Annotated in this window: 12 protein-coding genes; all 12 read right to left on the bottom strand. The window is 34.9% G+C overall.

Annotation, left to right across the window (positions count from 1 at the left end):
• Positions 1 to 19 precede the first annotated feature (19 nt).
• A complete protein-coding gene (locus tag ACXHHC_RS12970) occupies positions 20 to 1465 on the bottom strand; it encodes a sulfatase family protein (RefSeq protein WP_458226799.1) in 1446 nt (481 codons plus the stop codon).
• A gap of 7 nt (positions 1466 to 1472) precedes the next feature.
• Positions 1473 to 2414: a hypothetical protein gene (locus ACXHHC_RS12965; protein WP_458226798.1), complete on the bottom strand. Its 942-nt coding sequence runs from the start codon at positions 2412 to 2414 to the stop codon at positions 1473 to 1475.
• A 6-nt stretch (positions 2415 to 2420) separates the two neighbouring features.
• Entirely contained in the window at positions 2421 to 4184 is a 1764-nt protein-coding gene (locus tag ACXHHC_RS12960; protein ID WP_458226797.1) for a glycoside hydrolase family 2 protein, read from the bottom strand.
• A 22-nt stretch (positions 4185 to 4206) separates the two neighbouring features.
• Positions 4207 to 5547: a family 16 glycosylhydrolase gene (locus ACXHHC_RS12955; protein ID WP_458226796.1), complete on the bottom strand. Its 1341-nt coding sequence runs from the start codon at positions 5545 to 5547 to the stop codon at positions 4207 to 4209.
• A 28-nt stretch (positions 5548 to 5575) separates the two neighbouring features.
• Positions 5576 to 6700: a glycoside hydrolase family protein gene (locus ACXHHC_RS12950; protein WP_458226795.1), complete on the bottom strand. Its 1125-nt coding sequence runs from the start codon at positions 6698 to 6700 to the stop codon at positions 5576 to 5578.
• A 51-nt stretch (positions 6701 to 6751) separates the two neighbouring features.
• The gene (locus ACXHHC_RS12945) at positions 6752 to 9820 is read right to left on the bottom strand and encodes a glycoside hydrolase family 2 TIM barrel-domain containing protein (protein ID WP_458226794.1); all 3069 of its coding nucleotides are present in this window, start codon (positions 9818 to 9820) and stop codon (positions 6752 to 6754) included.
• A 238-nt stretch (positions 9821 to 10058) separates the two neighbouring features.
• Positions 10059 to 11771: a sulfatase-like hydrolase/transferase gene (locus tag ACXHHC_RS12940; RefSeq protein ID WP_458226793.1), complete on the bottom strand. Its 1713-nt coding sequence runs from the start codon at positions 11769 to 11771 to the stop codon at positions 10059 to 10061.
• 111 nt (positions 11772 to 11882) lie between these two features.
• Entirely contained in the window at positions 11883 to 13574 is a 1692-nt protein-coding gene (locus ACXHHC_RS12935) for a sulfatase-like hydrolase/transferase (RefSeq protein WP_458226792.1), read from the bottom strand.
• Positions 13575 to 13589: 15 nt separating this feature from the next.
• Positions 13590 to 15437: a sulfatase-like hydrolase/transferase gene (locus ACXHHC_RS12930; protein ID WP_458226791.1), complete on the bottom strand. Its 1848-nt coding sequence runs from the start codon at positions 15435 to 15437 to the stop codon at positions 13590 to 13592.
• Positions 15438 to 15708: 271 nt separating this feature from the next.
• Entirely contained in the window at positions 15709 to 17103 is a 1395-nt protein-coding gene (locus ACXHHC_RS12925; protein ID WP_458226790.1) for a glycoside hydrolase family 28 protein, read from the bottom strand.
• 247 nt (positions 17104 to 17350) lie between these two features.
• Positions 17351 to 19630, bottom strand: a complete 2280-nt coding sequence (locus ACXHHC_RS12920; protein ID WP_458226789.1) for an FAD-dependent oxidoreductase — start codon at positions 19628 to 19630, stop codon at positions 17351 to 17353.
• A 37-nt stretch (positions 19631 to 19667) separates the two neighbouring features.
• Positions 19668 to 21260, bottom strand: a complete 1593-nt coding sequence (locus tag ACXHHC_RS12915) for a sodium:solute symporter family protein (protein WP_458226788.1) — start codon at positions 21258 to 21260, stop codon at positions 19668 to 19670.
• Positions 21261 to 21424 lie beyond the last annotated feature (164 nt).

Here is a 21424-nt window from a genome sequence, read left to right as displayed (position 1 = left end):
TATTAGTGGCTTTGTCCTTTTATTTTAACAACTTGCGCTCCCATGCTTTTACCAGCTCTTCGTAACTTGCATTTGAACGTATTCCTTTGTGCATTTTAGAAATAGATCCGTTAAAATACTCTAGAGAACCTAAAATCCCTTTTTGTTTTGCGGCTTCTGTTTCTGGAATATTTCCTTTTTCAGCAATGGCTAATTGTTTCTTTAATTCAGCAACCAATTCCTTCTGAACTTTTTTGCACTTTTTAGTACCGTATAAATTGTTAAATTCTGATGGATCCTTCTTTAAATCAAATAATTCAAACTCCGATTTTGTCTCTGCCATAAATTGATTGTAAGGAGCTTTTAACTCTCCTTTAGCATGTAAATAATGATACAAAGAGAAAGCAGGATATTGTAATTTTTTATAACTACTTACTTGCATCCAAGGTCTATCATAAGTTCTATTCCAGATTAGCTTGTAACGTCCATCTGTAATACTTCTCATATTCTCAACTGCATCTCCTGTTCTTTGTCTAAATCCAAAGATGTACGCTCTCTTTTCTTTCTCACTTCCCAAGAATACTTTTCCGTCTAATTTATACGGAGTTTTTAAGCCACAAATTTCCAAAGTAGTAGCAGCAACATCTACCAAACTCACCAATCGCTTGTCTTTTTTATTGGCCTTTAATTTATTTGGCCAACGAACAATTAAAGGAATCTGTAATCCTCCTTCGTATAAAAATTGCTTGTCTCTTACATGCGGACGTCCATGATCTCCAAAAAAGAAAACCACCGTATTCTCGGCCAACCCATCCTCTTCTAACTGTGCCAGTACTTTCCCTAAAATTTCATCACAATGCTGTACAGACTCTAAATACTTAGCCCAATCTGCTCTTAACAAAGGATGATCTAAATAACACTTAGGCAATCTAACATCATCAGGATTTACAGGATGTTTTGTATCAGAAACAAAAGGTCTGTGTGGATATTTAATCTGAACCTGAGCAAAGAAAGGCTGTCCTTCTTTTCTTTGTCTCCAGTGCGTTCCATCGTACGCAATAGAAGGTTCAAAATTATAATCTTTCTTTCCTCCTGTTTTTAATAGGGTTAAACCATTTCCGTTAGAAATAAAATAACCTGCTTCTTTAAAGTAATCTGTAATTGGCTTAATTCCGTTTGGTAATTCCTTACGTTCCATAGTTCTATGGTTTTCTCCATTTACAGCTGTTGGATACATAGCTGTAATCTGAGAAGTTCTACTAGAAGAACAAACAGGTGCATTTGCATAGGCATTGGTATACAATATCCCTTGCTTTGCCAAAGCATCTATATTTGGAGTTCTTACTGCTGGTTCTCCATAACATGCCACTTCTCTACCTAAATCGTCTGCATTTACCCAAACCACATTTAAAGGCTTGTCCTGAGCTTGCACAAAATTTATTGATACAAGCGTTAAAAAAGAAGCTATAATTTTTAATCTATTCATTGTTGATTTATTTTAATTCGTGATAATGAAACCAATCCACTTCTAGTGTACATTCGGTAACCTGATCATCGGTAACTTTTGTTTTTCCTTGTGGCATGTATAAATTCCCTATGTACCAGTACAATGGTTTTACGGCTTTTTTAGGAACGGTTCTTAAAGAAGGGGCTACATCGTTACTAGTAAATATTACTTTATGCCCAATCTTTACCCACTTGCCTTCATCAATTTGCCACAATTGTAAATATTCTGGATGGTATTCCATTCCTAAAGTCTGCCATTGATCAAAACTATGACTTCCGATAACTTTACCTTTGTATTTGTCTTTTTTACCATCTGTCATCATGGCTTTTTTCCATCCAAAAGCTTTTCCTTTAGGTTGATTTACTTTTACTTTCTTCTGTATAGAATCTACCCATATATAGGCTGGAGCATCCGCATTCCAATCGGTCCCACTTGCTCTCCAAGTTGAAAACTCCATGATATCAATTTCCATCCAACTCATCCCCTTTTCGTACGTTCCAGGAACTTTCCCTTTTTTGGTATCGTCTAAAGATCCCCAAACAGAAGGATGCCAAACGTTTTTCCCTTCGTGATGTATCCCAGTCGTTTTCCATTTAAACGCATAGAAACCATATTGAAAATAATCGTTTGAAATGATACCTCCTGCTTTCTTTTGTTCTTTGCGGCCGTAACAGATTAACTTTCCATCTTTTTCCTGAACATATTCTTTACCGATAGCTAAACCTTTTCTCCAAGGTTTTGGCTGACGGTAATGCCATTTTTTAGTATCAAAAGCATTGTTTTTTCTATCCCCATTAAATTCATCGGAATATTTTTTACTGGCTTTCCTTTTATAAACCTCTTTTAATTCTTTAGGTAAATTTTGAGCATTTACAGCTAAACCTATAGAGGATATCAGAAGGTATATGAGTATTCTCTGTATTTTCATTTTGGTTTATGGTTTAATTTTTTCTTTGATATCCCAATCTTTGTATGCCTCTTTTAACTGGTAATACGCCTTTTTAAGTTGTCTTCTTTCTCCAACAATTCCCCACTCTCTAAATCCAGAATCTGGTGTTCCTTTGTAGTTACTTCTATAATCATTATAACTCCATAAAGAAACTCCGGTAACATATGGATATTCTTTTAGTTTGTTTAAAAACATTACCAGATCGTCTTGCAATACAGCATCTGGAGCAGGTCCTATTTGTCCTCTTCCTATTTCTGAAACAAAAATGGGTTTCCCCGGAAATTTACCATGTACATTTTCTATGATTTTTATGGCATTACCATAACTGTTTACACATAAAAAATCTACCTTTTCATAAGGCTCTACACCTATTTCACCTCCTTGGTAAGAGGTATTACTTACATAGGTTTTTAATCTGGTAGAATCTAAACTTGCCGCATAATCTATGGTCTCATTTACATAATCATACTGATCTTTGGTTAAATGTTGTTTTCCCCATTTAGGCTTATCTGTTCTTAACTCATTACCAACACTCCACGCAACTACAGACGGGTGGTTAAAATCTCTTTTAACCAAATCTCTCATCCATTGTTTAGTTAATGGATTATTAGGTCTTGAATTTGGATCTACCGAACCCCAAACAGGAATTTCCTCAACCAATAAAAATCCATTCTTATCACAAAACTCTAAGATATTTTCCGCTAAAGGAGCATGCATTAGCCTAGAGAATCTACACTCTAAAGACATAATATCTTTCATGTCTTTTTCTATCAAAACATCTGGCTCTGTGTTTCCGTAATCCGGATGATCGTGTACACGGTTGACTCCGTTTAAACGAACCGCTCTATTGTTTAAAAAGAACTGCTCTCCTATTACTTCAAACTTTCTAATTCCAAAATTATCTACTACCTTATCTTGTAAATTTCCATCTACTAAAACTTGGGTACTTAATGTATATAAGTTTGGAGTCTTTAAATCCCATAATTCATATTCGGCCAAATCTCTTTCAAAATGAATTACCTTCTCTGCTACAGAATTTGCCTGAATTTTCATTTTTTGATCTTCTAATGCTTCTTTACCATCAACATTAGATTTGACAGCAACTTTAACCGAAGTTTCTCCCTTGTTCTCTAGCCTATATTTTACCGTAAAAGCAATTTTATTTGTTTTAAAATTAGGAACAGAAGCAATGTGCTGATATATCATTCTTACCTCTTCATCGGCTTGTAAAGAAACCGCTCTACTAATTCCTCCCCATGCCCACCAAGCACCTCTTTTAATGGTATTATCTGCCATTACAACTACAGAATTCACACTGTCTTTTTTTACCTTGTTGGTAATGTTAAAATCGAATGGCAAGTACCCTCCTACATTCTTTCCTAAATATTCTCCGTTTAACCAGACTTTAGCTGTTTGATACACCGCTCCAAACTTGATTCTTATTTGCTTTCCTTCCCAGTTTTCTGGAAGTGTGAAGTTTTTTTGGTAATACCCTTTACCTACATACTCTCCATACCTCTTACGTGTATCCCAATTTCCGGGAACCTTAAGTGTATCCCAAGCAGTATAATTTGCTTTTAAAACATCTGCTTCCTTAGCATCGTTAGATGCTAAAAACTGCCATGTTCCATTTAAAGATTGTGATTTTTCATATGAGGAATAATCTACATGAGATTTACTCTTTGCACATGAACCTAAAAACAAAACTGTTAATAATAATGAAACTCTAATAGCTCGGCATTTAAACATCTTTATCGTATTTAATTTTTATCTATTTCTTTTTGTAATATTTAACCCAGTCAATCTTCATACTAGTCCCATCAATAGCATCCGTTACTTCTCCTGCATGCTCTAGAATAGCTAAGCTTAAGTAGATATTTAATTCCTCATTACACAAAGTATTCGGTATGGTTCGTATTAATTGATCATCAAAATAAAACTTTAATTCTGTCTCATTCCACTCCATTCCATAAATATGGTAATCTTCTGCATAATTGTATGTATCAGTTACATCGTATGCAGCTATACTTTTCCAACTCCCATCGATATAAGCTTCTATTTTATAATCGGTAATTAATGCCTTCCATTCTCCTGCACTTTGCCAACCATTTACAAACTGAATATGACCTATTTCTTTGGGTTCACTCCATGAAAACTCCAACCATTTCTCTCCTTCTTTTTGAGACACCCAACTTTTATTGATTGTTCCATCAGCGGCATCCGAAATATTAAAATTGCTGTTAAATACTCCACTTGCAGTAATAGTACTTTGGCTTGCCAAATTCACTCGGCTTTGATTGTTTAGAACATCTATTGGGTAATTGCAATTTTCTACTGCTTGGTAAATTCTAAACTCTCTAATATGAAAATGAGCAGCATTATGAGATGAAAAACGAATCTTATTTGTTGTAATTGATTTTTCTAAAGTGTGTGTATAAGCAGGGGACAAACCTTGTGCAAAAGGTATTTGCTGATTTTTAATACTAGTACCTCTTTGCCAATGATGCCTATTAGTATTTACTTCGTTTGGAAAATGACCTTCATTTACATCTAACTCACAAATTACTTCCTCACTTCCGACTCCTTTGTCTCTTGGGAATAACCAAAATGAGTTATTTGTTCCTGCAGCCCCGGCATACTTAAATTTACATTCATAATATCCATAGCCAAACTTTTGTCTGGTCCAAATATTACCAGTTGTCCATTCTTTACCTCCTCTATTTTCTTTTTTGGCCAATAGTTCTAAAACTCCATCGGTAACAACAGCATTCTCTCTCCATCTACTAGAAAGAATATGACCCGGAGCACTATTTTGAGATTCCCAAAGTAGGTCTAGATCTTCATTTGGATAGTTAAAGTCATCTTCCCACTCTAATACCCAATCTGACATGTTTGTTCTATCAGATAACGTTCCCACTATATCAATGCTAGTGTCTACTTTAGCACAAGTGACAACTTCCTCTATTACTTCACCATCTGATGGGTTTGTATCAGCATTATCTTTGATATTACTATTGGATGTATCATCATTGCCACAACTTATGAATAATGATAAAAAAATCACTAGGAAACTTATTGACTTAATATGTTGTTCTCTATCACTATTCATCATGGCATGTCATTTAAATCCTAAAAAAGAATTACTCCTTTTCTTTAGTTATTTTTAATGGTATTTGAATATTGAAAGAATGTCTTACATTATTTACTAAAGTATCTGCAGCACACAATAAAGCAACTGGCTCTCCATTTTCAATAAACACTTGTGGACGTTCTAAGTGTGTAAATTGCTGCACTCTTCCGTTTTCCCAAGTAACTTTTCTCTCTGATATATCAAAGTTCTTTGCTTTATTCCATTTAATTCCGTCTTCAGAATCGTAGTGAACCAAAGAGAATAACCTTTTCTTTCCTTCGAACTTAATTCTCTTAACAATGGCTCTGTATTTTCCGTCTTGGTACCATATGTATGGATCTTCTGCAGGAAAACGCTCTCCTGGGAACACAAATACTGGATCTGGAAATTTCTTAAAAGGTCCCGTTGGACTGTCTGCAATAGCAACCATGTGCACTACTGGCCCACCAGCAGGCAACGGGAACTTTTTACCTACAGCTTTATACACCATTAATATTTTTCCATCCTTCATTTCACAAACAGAAGGATTTGATGTCATTAAAGCATCGTATGCATTTTCATCCTCATGGTTAATATCTAACACAGGCTTATCAAATCGTGTCCAAGGCCCATTTGGCGAATCTGCCACAGCAACTCCAATTCTTTGATTGTTTCTGTGCTGCCAATTAATTTTTGCTTTTCCTGGTACACTCACAATCTTTTTATCCCCTGTATTTCCCATATGATATAGGTAATACTTCCCTTTAATTTTTAAAATTACAGGATTGTGGGTTGTAGTACCGTCCCACTTATCATTCGCTCTTTCTCCCAATGCAACATCCTTAAATGTAAAAGGTCCAAATGGCGATGTAGAGGTAGCATGTGCTATTTCTGAATAATTTACCCACTCCCATCCAATGTCTTTTGGCCACCTTGAATAGAACATATGATACAATCCATCTTCTCCTTTTACTAAAGTTCCTCCCCAAACACTCTTACCTTCTTCATTAAAGACAGAGGTTTTAGCAACTTTTCCAAACTCTATTTTGTAATTCTCAATACGCTCTTCTGTTTTTTCTTCCTGAGCCTTTTTCGATTTCTGAGCACAAGAAGCCAATAAAGCGACTGCGCAAATTGTTGAAATAATAAATTTCATTTTTTATACTTTGGTTTAATGGTTTATCGTTTTTCTTTAGAAACTTTTCTACTACTCTACAAGCTTTAAACCTGTTTCTATTAGGTTAGACCACTCACTACTTTTTCCATCTACCTCTCTTTTTATCTTAAAGTAAATTGGTGTGTTTACAGTCTCTTTTAAATCAATCGTCATCATCCCTCTTACATTTGTTACAAATTCTTCTTTCATCAACCCTTTATTGGTTCCGTATGCAACGGTGTAATTTCCATCTACAAAATCACTAGAATAACCAATCACTAATTTCTGATCGTCAATAAAAGAATGCCAAACAACAGGAGGTAATATTTTGTTTCCTAACCTTACGGTTACTTCCTTAGATGGAGCACTTTCTCCTTTTCCATTCATGGCTATTAAAGAAACTTGGTAGGTTGAATTCGCTAAGCTATCTATGTCTATAAAATTTGAAATGGTAGGTTTTGTATACTGATAAGCTCCACCTTTTGTCTTATAAGCAGCTATATATTCTTTAACTCCGTATGCTTTATTAAAGTAAACTCTAACTTCTTTTTTTCCAGAAATTACCTGAGCAATAGTTGGCGTATTAGGTACTGTAAAGAACACCTCCTCTTTAGCTCTTTCGTAACCTAACGGGTTTATCAGTTTTACTTTCAACCTATAAGGACTCTCCAATTTATCCCACTCAACTCTTCCTTCCCAAGTAGCTCCAGGCTTTAACAATGGTAACGATTCTTGTTTTTCAGAAAGAATCTTTCCTGTTTCGTCTGTTACCGTAGTAACAAGCATGTAATTTTTTAAAGCGTAACTTGGGTAATTACTCATTGCTTTTGAAACAATTACAATAGAAGCAGATTTCTTTGCAATGTCTATCGCTCCAAGTTTTATGGTTTTTATAGGACTGTTTTCTTTCTGGAAACGATCGAACAAACGTCTGTATTGTCCCCAAACATTCACCACTCCCCAAACTCTATTTTCTTCTGCAGATGTTCCACCATAACTACTTCTATAATCGTTAAACGTCCACATAGAAGTACCAATTACAAATTCATTTTTCCCTCTGTAATGATTATTCCACTCCGATACAATTGGCTTATCGCCATCTAAAGAAGCTGTTGGGTACGGGTCAAAACCATACTCTGAGATGAAAATTGGTTTGTTTGGCCATTTTTCTCTTAAAGTATTTAAAATCTCCTGAGGCTTTCCTTGCCATCTATACATATTGTGCATAATTACATCTACATGTGTATTTGGGTCCGTTTCTGGAGTATATGCAGCCTTTTGCCCCGAATTACTCACACAAGTCAACAATCGATGCCCATCTAATTCTGTACGAACATAGTCCATCATGTTTTTTGCATAATCGTAATGTAACTTTAACTCGTTACCAACACTCCAACCAATAATACTTGGGTGATTGTAATCTCGCTCTATCATTTCCTTAGCCCACTGCTTAATTAAAGGATACTCTGGAGCTATAAACTCAGGATTTTCAAGATGACGAACATTTACTTCCTCAAACAATAAAATTCCTTTTTTATCACACAACTCAATCAATTTTTCATTTTGAGTCCCATGCATGATACGCATAAAGTTTGCCCCCGATGCTTTCATTAAATCAACATCTCTCTCTAAAATCTCTAATGGCTCAGAAGAACCAAAAAAGCGGTTTTCACTCACACGGTTGAATCCTCCTGTTCTAATTGGCTCACCGTTTAACAACATCTGAGACTTGGTCAATTCAATTTTTCGGATTCCAAAATCATCAACCTGAGAATCTAAAGCTCCATTGTCATCAGAAATAGTGGTTTGTAAAGTATACAAATGAGGAGCATCAAAATGCCATAACGTTACATCTTTAGCTTCTAATTTTCCTTTTAAAACAATCGTTTTTATACTATTTGCTGCAACCTCAACACCTTCCTCAAATAACGCTACATTTGCAATCCCCTTTATTTTAGAAAGCACATCTACCTTTCTAACCTCGCTAGAATTGTTCTCCAATTTAACTTTTAACTCAACAGTAGCTGTTCCTTTTTCCAAATCAGGATCTGCATGCATATATTGCAACTTAATACGCACATCCTTGTCTTTTTTAATGGTAACATCTCTAATAATTCCTCCCCAGTTCCAAGTTGCTCCAACAATAAAATCATTATTCGCTTCTACTGCAATCACATTCTTTTCGCCAAATTTTACGTTATCAGTAATATCCAACTCAAAAGGTGTTAACCCTCCTTGGTGTTTTCCAACCAATTTACCATTTAAATAAACTTTTGCTAAATGATATACTGCTCCAAACTGAATACGGATTCTTTCATCTGCTTGTTTAGACCAATCTGATGGCAATTCAAATGTTTTACGATACCATCCTATTCCCGTATAGTTAGAATACGAGTTAATCATTCCCCAATGACCGGGAACTTTTAAATCGTGCCATTTAGAATCGTCATGCGATTCCAAAAATATCTTACTAGGCAATCCCTGTGCTTCCTCAAACGCTTGTTGAGAAATAGCCTGAAACATTACCGCATCTGCAGGTACCTGACCTTCTGTTGTTGCTGTAATTTCTACGTAATTATCATCTTTACTATCAAACTGAAAAATTCCTAAACTAATCCACTCATTACAAAAAGTTCTAGAGTTAATTTTTTTAGATGCCTTACCTGTTTTATGCTTAATAGTGTACAGAGCTTTGCTATGACTTGCATAAGGATGCATTACAAAAGCCTCGTAATACCCCGATTTTTTAAAGTGTGGATGAAAACGAACGTATTTATCTTTATGCTCTCCAGCTTTAAAGTTGCTTACCAAATAATCTGTTTTATAGAAAGAAGAACCTCTGTCTGCTTTTTTCCTACTTTTCCATTTTCCTTTTACTTCTACATGTTTGCTATCTGTATTGTCTATAACAATATCTCCTCTCTTTTCTACAACATTCATGTAGTTATGTCCTTGTCCATAAATAGTGTTAAACTTCCAATACCCATTTAAAGACATGGCTGCTTCTGGAACAACCGTTATCTCTTTAACTTCTGGACTACAAGCTATAAATGTGGTAAAAAACAACATAGTGATAGCCTTTGCTAAAACACTATTTTTTTTAATTGATTTAATTTTCATCTAGTAAACGAATGCTTTGGTTTAATGTAAAAAAGCTTCTGCTTTTCAAAGTTTTATAAAGATACTTACTACTTTAAAAAACCCGTAAATTTCTGAGGGTTTCCCACTAAAAAGCCTTTAATTTTCAACGGAAACGTTATCGTAATCTCCTTTCTTAAGGAATCTATAATTTACGGAAAGTATAGGTACAAAAAAACCTGTAAAATTGTTTTACAGGTTTTACATACACACAGGACTCTTATACTCCTTGTTTCTTTTTCTTATTTTTCTTCTTTTTATTTTTTTGTTTCGCTTTTTTCTTTGCTTTTAATGCTGCTTTAGCTGCTTCTTGTCTCTCTATTTTTCTTTTATGTGCTGCACTTAACGGCCCGTGTTTTGCTTCATCAAACTTGTTAAAATCAGGCAAAAGACCATTTAAGTAATCTCTTTCTTTTAACAATTCTTTGTCAACAGTGCTCCAATCTTTAATTTCTGGAAAACTAATCAAATCCGACGGATATTTTCTTACATCATACCACTTGTTTAAACCATCTTTTAGCACTTTTTCACCTCTTATTATCTGCAAATTATCTTTATACCCATACACCCAATCTCTATGCGTTTTTTTATCTGTTGTTAAGAATGGAATCATACTTTCCCCATTAATTTCGTAATCTTTAGGAAACTTAAATCCTACAATATCTGCAATGGTTGGTAAAATATCCGACAAGTTCATTAACACATCTTGCTCTCCTTTTTTAGTAAAATTAAACCCTGGTCCATACACCATAAAAGGTACATGTGTTCCTTTTTGGGATTCTGGATTGTTTTTACCATATCTACTCGACCCGTTATCTGCACAAAATATTATTAAAGTGTTTTTATCAATTTTTAGTTTCTTCAATTTTTTAAGATACAACCACATTTGGTAGTCTAAATAATTAACATGACTATGAATTCCGCTAGGAGATAAAGAATTATTTGTATTATACACTCCGTTTGCCCCAGTAATATTTGGTTCTACTCTTGTATATTTTCCGTTTTCCCAAGTAATCTTTGGAGTTTCAATCCATTTTAAGTCAGGACGTTTTGGGTTTAGGTAATTCATTGCAGCATGCCCCAAATGTGTGGTATGATACACAAAAAACGGTTTATCTTCTTTTACTTTTCTATCCATAAAATCGAAAATAAAATCCAATTCTACATCGGGTCCATACGTATTTACACCGTATTTTTTTCTTGTTTTCTTGGTATTTGGCCACCATTCAAACTGTTTTTTAGAAGAAGGATGATTCATTAACATTACATGTGGTTTCCAATACCAACTAGAAGATGCGTAATACGGATAATCTAACGGCTTTCCTGTGTCCTCATTATACAATGCTTTTTTTCCATTTACTTTTTTTTGTGTTAGCGTAAAATTAGAATACGGATTCTCTCCTATGGATTCAATAGCCGATTCTCCTGGCGTAAAAACTCCCTCGTCAAATCCAAATTTGTCTAAACTCTTAGTACGCATTTGGCTTTTACCAGACCACATAGTTGCATAACCTCCTTTTTTAGCAACATGTCCAATGGTTAAAGGAGAACTTGCAAACAACGGGTAAGAACCTAAATTTCCTTTTTCGTCTGTATATTTCCCTATATTGGCATTTCCCCACCATTTGTGTAAATGCGGATACCTACCTGTCATTAGCATTGCCCTACTTGGAGAACAAACAACAGAAGCCCAAGCTGTTTTTACATACATTCCTTCTTTTGCTACTTTATCTAAAACAGGGGTCTTAGCTCTAATCTTTGGATCCTGCGAATTCTTATTCCCATCTACAGCACTCCATGTATCGGATTTATAAATTGGGAATTCTCGCGCACTAATATCATCTGCTAATATTAAAATGATATTGGGCTTTTTACTTTTTTGAGCCACAGCAGAAACAGCAGCTAATAACAGTAATACAATTAGTTTTTTCATCCTATTTAAATTTAAAAAATTATTTCACAACAACATCGGTAACGTTTCCGATAGCTCTAAATCAAAAGAACCTGTAACTTTCGTTACAGGTTCTTTTTAGTCAATTTATACTTAGTGTTTTTTCTTCTTTTTGTTCTTTTTTTGCTTGGCCCTCTTTTTTGCCTTTAACTCTTTAGCCTTTGCCGCTTTTAAAGCCTCTTGCTTTTCTACTTGTTTTCTATGCTTTTCTGTTAAAGGCCCATGTCTTTCTATCTTAAAAGTATTGAACTGTGGTAACACTTTTTCAAACATCTGCTGTTCTTCTTTTGCAACTTTAGACATGTTCTTAAAATCTTTAACCTTCGCAAAAGAAATTAAATCTGATGGTGTGGTACTTACATCATACCATTTATTATAACCATCTTTTAATACGTTTTTCCCTCTAATAATCTGCATCCCGTCTTTGTACCCATAGATCCATGCTCTATGTTCTTTTTTATCTGTAGTTAAAAATGGCACTAAACTTACCCCATTAATCTCGTAATCTTTAGGAATGGTTACCCCTCCAATTTCTGCAATGGTAGGTAATACATCGGCTAAATTTACCAATACATCCTGCTCTCCTTTTTTAGTCAACCCTAAACCCGGTGCGTATACAATAAATGGCACGTGTGTTCCTTTTTGAGACTCAGCACTATTTTTTCCATAACCACTTGTACCATTGTCTGCACAAAAAATTACTAAGGTATTTTTATCAATTTTTAATTCTTTCAATTTCTTTAAATACAACCACATTTGGTAGTCTAAATAATTGATATGATTATGAATACCCGGATCAGTAACCGTTCCATGTGTATTGTAAACACCCTTATCTCCTGTTACATTTGGAGTAGTCCTTTTGTACTTACCATTTTTCCATTCAATTTTTGGAGTACCTGGCCATTTAGTTTTGGTTTCAGGATTAAAAAAGTCAAATCCGTCATGACCTAAATGCGTGGTATGATACACAAAGAAAGGCTTCTTTTCTTTTGTTTTTCGTTCCATAAAATCAAAAATAAAATCCAATTCTACATCTGGGCCATAAGTATTTAATCCGTATGCTTTTTTCGATTTTTTCGTATTTGGCCACCATTCAAATTCTTTTTTAGATGAATGATGATTCATTAACATTACGTGAGGTTTCCAATACCAACCTGCTTGATCATAATAATCTACTTCTTTTTTGGTATCATTATTCAGCATTACCTTTTTTCCATTCACCTTTTGAGTCTGAATTCTAAAATCTGTAAAAGGATTATCTCCCCCTTGCGATGATTCTCCTGGAGTAAAAACTCCTTCGTCAAACCCATATCTGTTTAAATTAGGATTACGCATTTGAGTTTTCCCAGACCACATAGTTGCATACCCTGCTTTTTGAGCCACTACTCCAATATTTAAAGGAGAACTTTTATAAAAAGGATAGGTTCCCGGTTTTCCGTTTTCATCAGAATATTTACCCGTAGTTTTATTCCCCCACCATTTGTGTAAATGAGCATAACGTCCTGTCATCATCATGGCTCTACTTGGAGAACAAACTACTGCTGCCCATGCCGTTTTAATATACAATCCTTCTTTTGCCATTTTATCTAACACAGGTGTTTTTGCTCTGTATTTTAAATCTTGTGTATCTCCTCCTGTTGGCGGACTCCAAGTATCCGATTTATATATAGGCATTTCTCTAGCACTAATATCATCTGCTAAGACAACAATAATATTTGGCTTTTGTTTTTTTTGTGCTACCAATAAAGTACTTATCAATAACAAACCTGTTACTACTCTCTTCATCTTTTCTCTATTTTGTTATTTAACTTTTGGAATTATTTTCTTTGGGATATTTGCTTTTTTATCATCGGATCCTAGTGCAAACGTCGTTCTGTTATAATCATTTTTTTGCTGCCAGTTGCTTTCAATTCGCCCATCTCCCAATACAATATTTCCTAATTTGGTTCTAAACCAATCTGCCAACGCAACATACTCTTTCTCATTTGCTACATTGTTTCTTTCTTTAGGATCTACCCTTAAATCGTACAAAGCCATTTCTACTTTGTTTCTTGGAGCCTCTAACCCCCACATAACATTTTTGTTTGGAGGCAACTTATTACTCGCCTTCTGATTTTTTTCTCTGGTACGCATAGAAAAAGCAAAATCTTTAGTCCTTAAGTACGCTCTAGGACCAATTACATGGTTTAATTCTGCAATTACATACTCTCTTTTTAGTTGCTTATTTGTTAAAACCTCCCCTAAATCATATCCATCTAAAAAGGAGAATTCCTTAGAATTTACATCTACTCCTCCAGCAGCTAAAATAGTAGGCATAATATCTACATACTCGGCAAATCCTTTATACACTTGCCCAGCTGGATATTTCTTTTGATCTGATGCAACTACAATAGCAGAGGTATGGTTTGATGTTTCCCATGGAGAAAATTTAGTTTCAATTCCTTGCTCCCCTAACTGCCATCCATGATCTCCACACACATAGAGGATTACATACTCTTGATGGTGTTTTTTACTATATGCTTTAAACGCTTTTACAGCTTTACCAATCTGAGCATCTCCATAAGCACAAAAAGCATAATAATCTCTAATAGCTTGTTGTTTTTCACTTTCTGTTAAATCGTCTATCTTTCCTTTGCTATATAACTTTTGCAGCTGAGGAGGTAACTTTTTTAATTCCGATTTACTAAAAGCTGGAATCTTGTATTTTTTACCTTTAAACCTATCCCTAAACTCTTTTGGTGGCATAACAGGTGTATGAGGAAAGTGATAACTTAAACTCGTAAAAAATGGTTTAGATGAATCTACCCCTTGCATTTTTTTCCCTACAGGAGATTGATAGGTTTTATTTTCATTTTTTAAATAATCTAAAAACTCTCTAGTAATATTTCCATCTAATGTTTTATCTGATGGCATAGAGTTTACTCCTCCAATAATTAAATCGGAACTACTTCTTGTGTAAGCGTATAAAATGTCTAATTCTTCCTCTACTTGCTTCTTTAACTTTTTCTCGTCAGCAGAAATTTTGTTGGTTCTAGAGAATGATTTATGTACTCCATTTGGATAATAAAAATTTACACGGGAATCCTTTTTCGTATACTTTCCATCTACCATTCCTGCAACAGTACTGTTATCCCAATCAGTAGTATTTTTATTTCTCCTTAGCTCATTAGCCATTACTGATTGATTGTAAAAATTAGGAAAACCTCTAACTCTTCCTTTTTTATCCCTATTAAAAATATAATACCCTTTTTTACCAAACATAGCCGTTTGATACCCATTATCCGACATAGCTTCTGGGATGGTTTTGTTAAAATAATCTACCTGATTATGTGTTTTCTCAAAACCGTAAATTCCCGCATGGTGAGGATATTTCCCAGTTACCATACTTCCTCTAGAAGGTGCGCAAGCTGGTGAATTACAGTAAAAATTAGTAAACACCACTCCTTCTTTTGCCAAAGCATCTAAGTTTGGAGATTCTATATACCCCAACGGGCTATCTTTTTTCCCTGTAGTTATCTTGTTATAGTAACCATTAGAATCTACTCTTTGATCATCGGTTAAAATCCATAACACATTCGGCTTTTTTGTCTGAGCTGTTAGTTTCAGCCCAACAGCTAACAAAGCCAAAATTGCAAACATTTTCTTCATTGTGATTTGATTTAAATTCGTTCTAATAGTTAGAAGATTTTCGCACCATAAAGTTTAAACAACAGTCCCGTTAAATGGAACACGTATGTTAATCTAACAAACACATATGTTTCTATGCTTCCTATACCCTTTATTTACAAGGGCTACAAGAGGTCGCTAAATTTATTTTTTTATCTAAAAAGACAAATCCTACTCCGTTTTCTGGAGTAGGATTGGCAAAAAACAGTTAAACAACTATTTATTTCTATAAAAACAATCTTATGAAAGTTCGTTATTTTACAACCAACTGTTTTCTTTTCAATGCTTTTCTATTTAGGTATACTTCTTCTACCTTGTAATTCTTTACATCGTCTAAAACAACGGCAGGACGCTCGTCTTTGTTTACCGTTTTTAAGTGAACGTTGTTTACATACAATCCATTTATATGACGAGCATAAATTCCTGATGCCGGAATGGGCACTCCTACCTTTTTAAATTCTGGCCACCAATTCCCCAAAGTTTCTAGCGTATATTCTTTTATTTCTCTTTTGGCATCTTCTTTGGTTCCTCCACCAGCTGTAGTCATTTGCACATTATGCAATTGTACATCCGTAATATCGTGCTTTGGCATTCCGGTAATAAAAATAGCTGAGTTTACATCTAACTCTCTGTTATCAACAATAATTCCATCAAAAATAAAACCGTGCATAGCTTTCATTGGTTGCATTTCTTGGGGAGCATCTACTCCCGCTCTTTGTTGGCAAAAAGTCATAAAAATAGGACGAGGCACATTACGCATTACAATATTAGAAAAAGACATATTTTTCATCTCCCCTCCTTCGTTCATCTGAATTTTTAAGCCTGAATCTTGTATATCGTGAAACGTACAATTGCTTACTGTTACCGAATTGAAATCTCCTCTAGAAGCCAAACCTATTCTCATGGCAGCCCACTTACTAGTAAACACACAATTGGTAATGGTAATATCTTTACATGGTTTGTCTGGTCTAGAGGTTTGCAAACAAATAGAATCATCACTGGTATCAAAAGAACAATTAGCTACCCTTACATTGGTACAACCGTCAAAATCTAATCCGTCTCCATTGTGATTAATCCTACTCTTAATTTTAATTCCACTCACCGAAATCTCATCGCAATACAACCAAGCAGATGTCCAAGCTGCCGGATTTTGCAACGTAATATTATTTAGATGAATGTCCTTACAATTTAAAAAGCGAAGTAACATTGGACGTCCATTTCCTTTCTTTTTATTAAAATGCTTAGTACTTCCATTTCCATCAATAATTCCATATCCCTCAATAGCAAAAGATTTTGCATCACTAGCAAAAATCAAACATCTATCCATATGAGTTTCGTTCTTATACGTATTTTTATGGGTATTGGTAGCATAATCCTTATAGTCTGGACTCCCCAATAAAACTGCTCCATTTTCTACACGAAGCGTTACATAGTCTTTTAAATAAATAGTTCCAATTACTACTGTTTTTCCAGAAGGAATTACAACTACTCCTCCCCCATTTTTGGTACAAGTATCTATAGCAGATTGCACTGCCTTGGTATCTTTAGTTGATCCATCTGCCTTGGCTCCAAAATCTATTACATTATAGGTATTGGCAAAAGTTGACAATTGAATTGCTAAAAAAAAGCAAAGTACGAATGCTCTCATAAATGATTGATTTTATTGGTTTTCAATCAAATTTAAGACAAACAAACCTAAGGTACACAAAACAAAAAGTGCTTTAGAATCCTCTTTTACGAGAACCCCAAAACACTTATTTTATTCAAAAACAGATATTTAACAAAAATATTCACCTTTGCATTGACCCTAAACTAAGGCCATCTTAAAACATCTGTCATATTGATTAGCACCTATGTGCTTAATTTTCTTCCTTCTTAAAATCAGCAACTTATCACTAGCTACAAACTACTTCAAAAATAGTAGCTGGTGTAGTTTTAGATGGATGTTTTGCTTCAATTACAATTCCAGCTGTTTCAATAGGAGCTTCTAATTGCCACTCGTTAATTGTCTGATAGTTTCCTAATTGCTCAGCAATCACCTCTCCTTCTACCGTTTTAATAACGTAATCTTGTAAACATTGAGGCACAATAGCATCGTAGTGACCAAATTGCACAGATTCCATTGCATGATCGTAATCTCCGTCTAAGAATAACTTGATGTTAGAAATTGTTTGTTTCTCTGCCCAATTAATCTTTAACGTTGGATTTTCATCTTTTAAATCGGCAGTCCAAGAATTAGCAGTTCCCCACGGACGAATATATCCATTCGTTATATTGTTTGCTCCATAGGCATTTACTGCAGGACTAATCTCCATTGCAATGTTTTTACCAGATGGACGACGGTAAGGAATCCAAAATTCAAAAGTATCTACTCCTAAACCTTCTGGAGGTGTTTGTTTTCCTTTGTTAGAAACCGCTTTGTTAACTCCATTGAATAAAGAAACAACTCCTGAGAACAATTGCTCACTCTCTTGAATGCTTACTTTATCATTGGCCATGAAACATACAAATGCGTATTGCTCTTTGTCTAATGTTTTATCAAAAGTTACGGTTACAAACTGCTCTCCTTTCTTAACGTCTATTACTTGAGTATCTAAAGTAATTTCTGGAGTGTAATTTTTCTCTTTTTCAGAAACTCTTAACTCCACTTGTAACTGAGTATCTTCTGTTGCGTTCACGGCTACTTTAAAGCTATACTGAGTCTCTTTAGCCAATGGCAACAACATAGCTGCTGAAGTTCCTAAAGACAACCACTCACCTCCAAATGCAATTTCAGATAAATCAAATTCCGATGAACCAGATACTGTTGCTTTGCTGGCTAAATTGCTTTCAGGTAAGATAGCTACATCAGGAATACTCTGACCTGTCAAGTTCAATTCGTTCTGAAGCTCTTTGATCACTCCATTTTCTAAAACTTGCGCAGGAGTAATTCCTTTTTCATTACACATATTAGCCGCCATACCAATAGCCTGAGCTGTAAACCCAGTAGTTGCCATTACACGTGTAGTACCAAAGGCAACATGCGAAGCACTAATAATACGTCCTGCTAAAAATAAGTTATCTATATCTTTTGGTATTAAACTACGGTAAGGAATATCGTACACTCCTTTAGAATGCCACTGCGTACATCCAGATTTTTCGCTGTACACACCATCTGCGGGGTGTAAGTCTATTGCCCAACCTCCAAATGCAATTGCATCGTCAAAACGTTTTTGACCAATTACATCTTGTTGTGTCATCATATACAAACCATCAAAACGACGGCTTTCTCTTTTTCCTGGAATGTTTCCTACCCATTCTAAAGTTAAATCGTCTACATCTTCAAACTTACCCGAGTTTTTAATATAATCCCAAACTCCGTAAACTACTTTCCACAATTCGTATTTAATATCTTCTGTATCATGAATGGTATCTTTTCTACCTCCATACTCCAACCACCAAAAACGACATCCAGTATCGTCTTTTTCAATTACCTTATAACGAGGAATAGATGTAATATCTTTTAACGCGTATGATGGTGCTACGTATTTAACCGGTTTTGGTGCACGCTTGCTATAAAAGAATATAGAATGTCCTAACAATTCCCCATACGATTCATCTGGAGCAAACAATTCTCCAAATTCATCTTTACTTTCAGCCCCAATTCTAAAGCTCGCTCCAGACTGAAACGCTACAATTCCATCTCCTGATGCATCACAAAACAAAGGAGCAGAAATTACGTAATGAGTTGAATTTTGAGGATTGAAAGCCTTAACAGACTTTATGTTTTTATCGTCCTTCTTTTCAACCTCGTACACCGCAGTGTTCAACATTAAAGTAATGTTCTCTTCATTTAACACCTTTTCTAACATTACAGTGTCGAAAATAACTGGATTTCCTTCTTTGTTTCTATATAAATTCTCTACAAAGATTTCGTTTACCACTCCACCTTCTCTAGACCAACGGTTATTATTCCCCATGTGCGAGGTAGCCCCTAAAGCCCATAAACGAACTTCCGAAGATGCATTCCCCCCTAAAACTGGACGATCTTGCACCAATACAGTCTTTGTTCCTTTTCTTGCTGCTGTAATTGCAGCACATACTCCTGCAAGACCTCCTCCTATCACTACAAACTCTGTTTGAATATCTAGGACTTTATTGGATCTAACTTCCTGATTAAAATCTTGTACAATCATTATTTATAATCTCTTGGTTATAATTTCTTAGTTATTTCTATTTTTCTGTGTTCTTCTTTATAATAACAGCTCCTACTAACAACACTAAAGCTCCCATTCCACCAACTAACATGGCACCATTATCGGCTAAAAAAGAAAGTATAATTACTAATAGACCTGTAGCTCCTACACCTATTCCTATTACTCTACCTCCTTTGTTATTACTAGAACCTTCTGACTCTTCTTCTTCAAACAGTTCTTTTTTCGCAACCAATTCTGAATAAGCAAGATATTGCGCTGATGTTTGCTTTTTTGAAGATTGAATTATCTCATAAATTGCCAAGAATAAAACGGGAAGTCCAACTCCCACTACCATTTCCACAGCTCTCTCTAATTTTAGATTTAGTAAACTCGGTGCAAAAAATTTAAAAAAGGCATTAATCGCTAAAGATGCGATGGTTACCCCTAAAGCTCCTTTTCCTGTTAAAGTTTTAGAAAATAAAGCCCATAAAGGAGGTAAGAACATTGCTCCACCTGTTAAGGCTGCCAAACTCATAACCACCTCTACAATTCCTCCAAAATATGGAACTAATAGTGCTATTACAATAGTTAAAATTCCTAAAGCAATGGTTGCTATTTTACCAATTCTCACCAATTTAACATCGCTTGTATCTGGTTTAATGGCTCTATACAAATCGTTTGCTAACACCCCCGCAGAAATATTTAACGTTGTATTTACAGAACTAGACGTTGCAAACACCATTCCTCCTAACATTAATCCCAACATCCCAACAGGCAATACTTCTTTACACATTAGTAAATAAGCTCCTTCATCGGCCAACCCAGATAATTCTGGATTTAAAACTCTATATATCATTGGAGGCAACATCCAAATTAACGGACTAATCGTATACAAACCACCAAATAGCCATCCTACTTTTTTAGCTTCCTTTGGAGTAGCTACACTTGTATAACGTTGTACGTAAGCCCAGTTACCCGCTATAAAGAATAAATTATAGAATCCAAAAGCCACCATAAAAAGAGGTGAATATTCATCGTTAAAAAAGTTAAAGAAGTTTTCTGGAGCCTTTGCTACAAAATTCTCTACTCCTCCAATTTTATCAAAAGAAAGTGGCACTACGATAAGTACTGCTGCAGTTAACACTACAAACTGTAGTACATCTGTTACAATTACAGCCCACAATCCTCCAACTGTAGTATAAATTAAAATTAAGATTCCAAGGAAAATGATACTTGCCACAATAGGTATCCCTGTAGACACCTCTACAATTTTAGCAACTGGGTACAAGAAAGCTCCTGTTGTAAAAATTGATATTGCTAAAAATAAATAAGTATATATCTTTTGGGTTCCTACCCCTAATCTGTCTGTAATAAACTCAGCTGCTGTAAGAGCTTTTGTTTTCTGCCATTTTGGAGCGATAAAAAAACCAATAATAATTCCAGCAATACACATGGTCCATTGAATTGCGATAGCAACCCATCCAGTTTTATAAGCTATAGAACCCCACACCACAAAAGTACCCGCAGAGAAAAAACTCATAAACAAAGAAAGCCCACTCATCCACCATGGCAAAGCACCACCCGCAGCAAAATAAGACTTCATATTCTTACCTGCTTTAGAAAAACTCATCCCGCAGATAAAAACTAAAAATGTAAAAATGAAAATAACCGAAATATCTATAGTTCCCATACTCTATTTATGATTTTACAGCAAATTAGTCATAATAAAACAGACATACACCTAGCAAAAAGAATACTCGCTCCGATAACGTTTCCGAAACAGCTATTTTAAAC

Source organism: Wenyingzhuangia sp. IMCC45574, from assembly GCF_054182685.1.
Note: the sequence above shows the minus strand (reverse complement) of the source record. Positions and strands in the feature narration are given on the sequence as shown.

Excerpts from the sequence above, each read along its gene's own strand:
- ACXHHC_RS12920 (WP_458226789.1), bottom strand. The coding sequence starts at position 19,630 with ATGATTGTACAAGATTTTAATCAGGAAGTTAGATCCAATAAAGTCCTA.
- ACXHHC_RS12945 (WP_458226794.1), bottom strand. The coding sequence starts at position 9,820 with ATGAAAATTAAATCAATTAAAAAAAATAGTGTTTTAGCAAAGGCTATC.
- ACXHHC_RS12970 (WP_458226799.1), bottom strand. The coding sequence starts at position 1,465 with ATGAATAGATTAAAAATTATAGCTTCTTTTTTAACGCTTGTATCAATA.
- ACXHHC_RS12950 (WP_458226795.1), bottom strand. The coding sequence starts at position 6,700 with ATGAAATTTATTATTTCAACAATTTGCGCAGTCGCTTTATTGGCTTCT.
- ACXHHC_RS12935 (WP_458226792.1), bottom strand. The coding sequence starts at position 13,574 with ATGAAGAGAGTAGTAACAGGTTTGTTATTGATAAGTACTTTATTGGTA.
- ACXHHC_RS12960 (WP_458226797.1), bottom strand. The coding sequence starts at position 4,184 with ATGTTTAAATGCCGAGCTATTAGAGTTTCATTATTATTAACAGTTTTG.
- ACXHHC_RS12925 (WP_458226790.1), bottom strand. The coding sequence starts at position 17,103 with ATGAGAGCATTCGTACTTTGCTTTTTTTTAGCAATTCAATTGTCAACT.
- ACXHHC_RS12940 (WP_458226793.1), bottom strand. The coding sequence starts at position 11,771 with ATGAAAAAACTAATTGTATTACTGTTATTAGCTGCTGTTTCTGCTGTG.
- ACXHHC_RS12930 (WP_458226791.1), bottom strand. The coding sequence starts at position 15,437 with ATGAAGAAAATGTTTGCAATTTTGGCTTTGTTAGCTGTTGGGCTGAAA.
- ACXHHC_RS12965 (WP_458226798.1), bottom strand. The coding sequence starts at position 2,414 with ATGAAAATACAGAGAATACTCATATACCTTCTGATATCCTCTATAGGT.
- ACXHHC_RS12915 (WP_458226788.1), bottom strand. The coding sequence starts at position 21,260 with ATGAGTTTTTCTAAAGCAGGTAAGAATATGAAGTCTTATTTTGCTGCG.
- ACXHHC_RS12955 (WP_458226796.1), bottom strand. The coding sequence starts at position 5,547 with ATGATGAATAGTGATAGAGAACAACATATTAAGTCAATAAGTTTCCTA.